Annotated in this window: 3 protein-coding genes and 1 other annotated feature; all 3 genes read right to left on the bottom strand. The window is 36.4% G+C overall.

What is annotated here, in order from left to right; all coding sequences use genetic code 11:
• Window positions 1–204: 204 nt before the first annotated feature.
• Window positions 205–1,482, bottom strand: coding sequence for a serine--tRNA ligase (gene serS / locus ACTFWY_RS17575; RefSeq protein ID WP_005473111.1), 1,278 nt, complete (start codon window positions 1,480–1,482; stop codon window positions 205–207).
• 49 nt (window positions 1,483–1,531) lie between these two features.
• Window positions 1,532–1,729 (bottom strand) — a binding site (T-box leader).
• Between the two features lie 41 nt (window positions 1,730–1,770).
• On the bottom strand, window positions 1,771–2,955 hold the full coding sequence (locus tag ACTFWY_RS17570) for a sensor histidine kinase (RefSeq protein WP_003129153.1): 1,185 nt from the start codon (window positions 2,953–2,955) through the stop codon (window positions 1,771–1,773).
• Window positions 2,945–3,634, bottom strand: coding sequence for a response regulator transcription factor (locus ACTFWY_RS17565; protein WP_003129151.1), 690 nt, complete (start codon window positions 3,632–3,634; stop codon window positions 2,945–2,947). Before ACTFWY_RS17565 ends, ACTFWY_RS17570 begins: the two co-directional genes overlap by 11 nt.
• Window positions 3,635–4,013 lie beyond the last annotated feature (379 nt).

Raw genomic sequence — 4,013 nt, 5'->3', positions numbered from 1 at the left:
TATTTTCACAGGTATCAGGTTCTTGTTTGTGACGTTGGCTACGACGTGCATAGGTATTTTTGTCAGACATATGACTTTATCCCTCCATTTATCATCATAAAGTAAAATAAACGTAACATAACTGTAATATATTTTCAACAATAGGGGGGTATTTCTTAGAATATTTAAAGAAAAAAGGTAGGAATTCTCATCCTACCTTGTTCTTCAATTTTTTTCAATTCGGGTAACTCCACCCATATAAGGAACTAGTACTTCTGGTATAGTCACACTACCATCTTCATTTTGATAGTTTTCTAATACGGCAGCAACAGTTCTACCGACTGCTAGTCCTGAACCATTTAATGTATGCATGTAATGAATCTTGCCATCGTTATCTCTATAACGGATCATTGCTCGACGTGCTTGAAAATCTTCACAATTAGAACATGAACTGATTTCTCGATATGTTTCTTGTGCTGGAATCCATACTTCCAAATCATACGTTTTAGCAGCAGAGAAGCCCATGTCACCTGTAGACAATGCCATTACTCGATAAGGAAGTTGTAATTTTTGTAAAATGTCTTCTGCATTTGCAGTCATTTTTTCTAATTCTTCATAAGAGTGTGCTGCTTCACTTAGTTTGACCATTTCAACTTTGTTGAATTGATGTAATCGAATTAATCCGCGAGTATCACGACCAGCACTTCCAGCTTCTGAGCGGAAAGAAGGACTTAATGCTGTGAAGTAAACCGGTAGTTGGTCAAGATCCAATATTTCTCCATTATAATAATTCGTTAAAGGAACCTCAGCAGTAGGAATCAAGGTAAGATCTGTTTCCGCTAATTGGAAAACATCTTCTTTGAATTTAGGAAACTGTCCAGTTCCAAACATTGCATCGCTATTAACAATATATGGAGTAATCATCTCAGTGTACCCATGTTCATAAACATGTTGGTCTAGCATAAAGTTATATAAAGCTCGTTCAAGACGGGCACCTAATCCTTTATAGTAGACAAACCGGCTACCGGCTACCTTTGCACCTCGTTCAAAATCTAATATTCCTAGGTTTTCGGCAATATCCCAATGAGGCTTTGCTTCGAAATCAAATTCTTTTGGTGTAGCCCAGCGTCTTACTTCAACATTGTCATCTTCATCTTTTCCAACTGGGACAGAGTCATGAGGCAGATTAGGTAATGTCGTTGCGATCAATTTGATTTCTGAATCAATTTTTGCAATCTCGTCATCAAGAGACTTGATTTTAGTACCGACTTCTTTCATCTCAGTAATTTTATCATCTGCTGCTTTTTTTGCTCGTTTTAGTTGAGCTATTTCTGCAGAAACTTCATTTCGAACTTTTTTTAATTCTTCTGTCTCTACTAGGAGTTGTCGTCTCCTTTCATCTAACTTTAAGAATTCTTCTAATACTTCTTTTTTTACTCCGCGAGTCTGTAATTTTGTTTGGACTTTGTCAAAATTTTGCCGAATCATTTTAATATCTAACATAATTCTTCCCCCTTGTTTTTCATATAAAAAAAGACCTTTTCATCCCTATTCTTGGGACGAAAAGATCTTTCGCGGTACCACCCGAGTTCAGCATAACGCTGCCCTTGTTGCCCGTAACGTGGGCACACGATCTTTCTTTCAAAAGATACACTTTTAATGAACTGGATTCCATTCTTTCCATTACTGATTCTCACCAACCATCAGTTCTCTGAAAAAGTAAAAAATGTACTAGGTTCTATGCTTTATTAGTAAGTATTTTCTCTAGAATAGCGAAAAAGCGTTAGTTCGTCAACCATAGTTTTGGGTATTTGATAAATCATTTCTCTTTAATGGGAGATGGATAATAAAGGAGGTCCAATCCGGAGTAGATTTTGCAAAAATGTAGCCACCATGCAAGGCAACGATGCTTTGAGCAATGGCAAGACCAAGTCCAGTTCCTCCAGTTTCCTGCGAACGTGATTCCTCCACTCGATAGAAGCGGTCAAATAAGGAGTCTAATGAATGTTTGGGAATCATTTGTCCATTGTTCTTAACTGTTAGAATGGCTTCTGTTCCTACTTTTTCCACTTCCATTACGATTTTGTCAGCGCCTTTTCCATACTTTAAAGCATTAGACAATAAATTATTGAAAACTCGTACAAGCTTCTCAGTATCACCGTCCATAATAATGTGCTCTGGGCGAGTGTGAGTCTCAATCTTTATTCCTTTACGAGATGCTTCTAATTCAAAATCTGCAGCTAGTTGTTCGACTAATTGCGCCATATCAAAAGAAATGACATTTATTGGGACGCTAGGCTGTCTTACTTTTGTGTATTCGAAAAGATCGTCTACTAAAGATTTCATTTGCTTTGCTTTGACATAAGCGGTATGAGTATATTTCAATAACTCTTCTTCAGAATGATACTGACGATCTTCAATCAGGCCTAGATAACCAATAATAGAAGTTAAAGGGGTTCGGATATCGTGACTAACATTTGTAATTAATTCATCCTTCGACTGTTCGATCCTTCGTTCATCTTCAATGGCGGCGACGGTACTATCTACCAAGCCGTTAATATTTGAAACAATCCGATTGAGGTCACCACGCAGTTCAAATGGAATACGATGATCATAGTTTCCCTCTGCAATATAATGAAGCTCACTAATAATATGCCGTAGCTGCATTTGACGGTATCGACGAATCAAACGCCAATATAAAACAATCACATCTAATAAAAAGAACAAAGGGATAATGAAATTGCGGCCACTTTGAAAAATATCCGTGTCAAAAGCAGAAGTAAAAGCGTTTTTTGACTCATAGATCGCCTCCACTAACAACGGTGAATTCTCTCTTATAGAAGTCAAGATGACTAAAATCGCGACATTTAATAGAAGTAAAAGGATTACAGTAACGATTCCTTCTGCAAATAATTCACTGATTTCTTTAGAAGTGAGGGTGATACGTTTCTTTTTTTCTATTGGATTACTTCGCATCTATTTTATAGCCAACTCCCCACACTGTTTGAATGACTTTCTCGCCATCAGTTGCTTCTTCTATCTTATCACGCAGATGACTCACATGAACCATTACGGTTTTGGCTGACACGACACTCTCTTGCTTCCACACACGCTCAAAAATTTCATCAGCACTAAATACACGATTCGGATGGGATGCTAATAGGTAGAGAATACCAAATTCAAGAGCGGTCAATTGGATCTCATTTCCGGTGATTGTTTTTACTTCATGAGAATCACGATTAATGATCAATGAGCTAACTTCTAAGATATCTGGCTGATTAGAGGGAGCTTGCATTTTTGTTCGACGGAGCAGAGACTTGACGCGAGCCATCACTTCCAAAGGATTGAATGGTTTTGTTACATAGTCGTCTGCACCAGCAACTAGACCTCGTATTTTATCCATATCAGTAGTCTTAGCAGTTAGCATGATGATTGGAATTTGTGATTCTTTTCGCAACTCTTTTACAACCTGCATGCCATCCATTTCAGGCATCATGATATCCAATATCAGTAATTCAATATCTGGAGTAGTTCTAATTTTTGTTAAAGCTTCTTTACCATCATAAGCTTTGACGGCTTCATAACCTTCATTATGAAGATAGATACTTAATAGTTCAACAATCTCTTTATCATCATCAGCAACAAGTATTTTCATATAAATCCTCCTAGGAACAATATTCTTTTCTCCTATTTTAGCAAATATTCTAGGAAATTGATAAAATCATACTTAAATTTATAAGAATGATAGGAAATAATACTTACAACAAGAATAAAAACCGAACATTGAGAATTCAAATAATCATCATAGTTTCCAAATGGAGAGATTATTCCATAGAATTAACTAAAATATATGATGGAACCGCAGTATTTAGAAACGTTGAAATATCAATGATTTTACTGTTGACGAATGGCAAGATAGTTGCTATATTATTACATGTGCCAAATGACAAAAATCATTTCTAAAAGAAAATGAAAAAAGTTGTTGACGCCAGAACCAACAGATGATATTATAACGAAGTCGCAAATTTAAGAAA

The sequence above is a fragment of the Enterococcus sp. 125944 genome, from assembly GCF_051909435.1.
GTDB lineage: Bacteria > Bacillota > Bacilli > Lactobacillales > Enterococcaceae > Enterococcus_D > Enterococcus_D gallinarum.
The sequence above is the reverse complement of the archived record's forward strand: the minus strand, read 5'-3'. Positions and strand labels throughout refer to the sequence as shown.

Excerpts from the sequence above, each read along its gene's own strand:
- ACTFWY_RS17565 (WP_003129151.1), bottom strand. The coding sequence starts at position 3,634 with ATGAAAATACTTGTTGCTGATGATGATAAAGAGATTGTTGAACTATTA.
- ACTFWY_RS17570 (WP_003129153.1), bottom strand. The coding sequence starts at position 2,955 with ATGCGAAGTAATCCAATAGAAAAAAAGAAACGTATCACCCTCACTTCT.
- serS (WP_005473111.1), bottom strand. The coding sequence starts at position 1,482 with ATGTTAGATATTAAAATGATTCGGCAAAATTTTGACAAAGTCCAAACA.